The sequence below is a fragment of the Sutterella parvirubra YIT 11816 genome, from assembly GCF_000250875.1.
In the GTDB taxonomy this organism is placed as follows: Bacteria; Pseudomonadota; Gammaproteobacteria; order Burkholderiales; family Burkholderiaceae_F; genus Sutterella; species Sutterella parvirubra.
On record NZ_JH605004.1, the window covers coordinates 22,337 to 24,611 of the forward strand.

3 protein-coding genes are annotated in these 2,275 nt (G+C 67.8%); all 3 read left to right on the forward strand.

Annotation, left to right across the window (positions count from 1 at the left end; all coding sequences use genetic code 11):
- A partial coding sequence (gene glyA / locus HMPREF9440_RS08240) for a serine hydroxymethyltransferase (protein WP_008543237.1) occupies positions 1–1,069 on the forward strand: 1,069 nt, incomplete at its 5' end.
- A 200-nt stretch (positions 1,070–1,269) separates the two neighbouring features.
- Complete coding sequence (nrdR, locus tag HMPREF9440_RS08245; protein ID WP_040765021.1) at positions 1,270–1,746, forward strand: transcriptional regulator NrdR; 477 nt, start codon at positions 1,270–1,272, stop codon at positions 1,744–1,746.
- Positions 1,743–2,275: bifunctional diaminohydroxyphosphoribosylaminopyrimidine deaminase/5-amino-6-(5-phosphoribosylamino)uracil reductase RibD (gene ribD / locus HMPREF9440_RS12170; protein WP_245523596.1), on the forward strand; the 533-nt coding region annotated here is incomplete at its 3' end. The genes nrdR and ribD, both read left to right, overlap by 4 nt.

Sequence of the window (2,275 nt, forward strand, 5' to 3'; positions counted from 1 at the left end):
CGGCTGCCAGTACGTTGACGTCGTCGAAGAGCTCGCGATCGCGCGTGCGAAGAAGCTCTTCTGCGAACCCGCCGGGGTCGAGATGGCCGTGAACGTGCAGCCGCACTCGGGCGCGCAGGCGAACCTCGCCGCGTACTTCGCGGTGTTGGAGCCGGGCGACGTGATCCTGGGGCTCTCGCTCGCCGAAGGCGGGCACCTGACGCACGGCATGCGCCTGAACCTCTCCGGCCGCTACTACCAGGCGGAAGCCTACGGCCTCAACGACCGGGGTGAGATCGACTACGACGCCTTGGAAGAAAAGGCGATGGCGATCCGCCCGAAGCTCATCGTCGCCGGGGCGAGCGCCTATTCGCTCGCGATCGACTTCGAGCGGTTCGGCCGCATCGCGCGCGCCTGCGGCGCGCTCCTCATGGTCGACATGGCGCACTACGCGGGTCTCGTCGCGGCGGGCGTCTATCCCTCGCCCTTCGGCCACGCCGACATCGTGACGACGACCACGCACAAGACGCTCCGCGGTCCGCGCGGCGGCCTGATCTTCATGCGCCCAGATCTGGAGAAGAAGATCAACAGCGCGGTCTTCCCGGGCACGCAGGGCGGTCCCCTCATGCACGTCATTGCCGCGAAGGCGGTGGCGCTGGGCGAAGCGCTCCAGCCCGAATTCAAGGCCTACCAGACGCAGGTGAAGGCGAACGCCGCCCGCATGGCGGAAGTGCTCTCCGCGCGCGGCTTCCCGATCGTCTCGGGCCGCACGGAAAGCCACGTCATGTTGGTCGACCTGAGGGGCCGCCCCGTCACGGGGAAGGAAGCCGAAGCGCGTCTTGGCGCCGCCAACATCACGGTGAACAAGAACTCCATCCCGGGCGACCCCCTCCCGCCGATGGTCACGTCGGGCATCCGCATCGGCACGCCCGCGATGACGACCCGCGGCTTCGGCCTGGAAGAGGCCGAAAAGGTCGCCAACTGGATCGCGGACCTTCTGGATGCGCCGGAGTCGGACGACGTGCTCGCACGCGTCAAGGCCGAGGTGGCGGAACTCACCGCGAAGTTCCCGGTCTACATGGGCGGCTGATCAACCGCCGCCTCCGCCGGGGTGCGCCCCGGCTCGTGGCGCAGACGAGCGGACGAAGGACGTCCGGCCGAAGGGCCGGGCGCCCTTTTGACGAGGCGCGACACCTACGCGTGGTTCTTCCTTCACGTCCCGACTACCACGCGTGGTATCCCGGCGGGGCCTGCGCTAAACTTGAAGGCCTCCCATCCGAGGAACCGCCCATGCGTTGTCCCTTCTGTCAAAACCCCGCCACGAGCGTCACCGATTCGCGCTCACCCGAGACCGGCTCGGTGATCCGCCGTCGGCGTCAATGCCCGCGCTGCAAGAAACGCTTCACCACGTTTGAACGCGTCATCTTCAACATGCCCTGGGTGGTGAAGAAGGGCGGGGGCCGCATGGAATACGACCGTGCGAAGCTCTACGCCTCGATCGCGCTGGCGCTCCGGAAGCGCCCGGTCTCGCCCGACCGCATCGACGAGGCGGTGGACCGCATCGAGCAGGCATTGATGCTCTCGGGCGAGCGCGAAATCCGATCGAACCGCATCGGCGAATTGGTTTTGGAAGCCTTGAAGCACCTCGACACCATCGCCTACATCCGCTTCGCCTCGGTCTACTTCAACATCAACGATCCGGAAGCCTTCATCGACATGATTCATCAGGCGGTGCGGGAACGAAACGAAGGGACGTACGAACCGTGACGGACGCAGAACAGGAAATCGACGCCTCCCGGCCGGTCTTTTCCGCCGAGGATGAGCGGGCCATGCGGCGCGCGCTGGAACTCGCGCGCTTGGCGCGCCCGATTTCGCCCCCGAACCCGTCGGTGGGCTGCGTCATCATGCGCGCGGGCGAAGTGCTGGGTGAAGGCTTCACCCAGGAAACGGGCGGCCCGCACGCCGAAGTCTGCGCGATGCGGGACGCCATCGCCCGCGGGCACACGTTGGAGGGCGCCACGGCCTACGTGACGCTTGAGCCCTGCTCCCACTACGGGCGCACGCCTCCCTGCGCGTTGGCGCTCATCAACGCGGGGTTCGTGCGCGTCGTCGCGGCCGTGCTGGATCCCAATCCGCAGGTGGCGGGGCGGGGCCTCAGGATGCTCCGCGACGCCGGGATCAAGGCTGAATGCGGCCTATTGGAGGCGGAAGCCCGGGCGGAGAACGCCGGGTTCCTCACCCGCATGACCCGCGGCACCCCCTGGGTGCGCATGAAGGCGGCGGCGACCTTGGACGG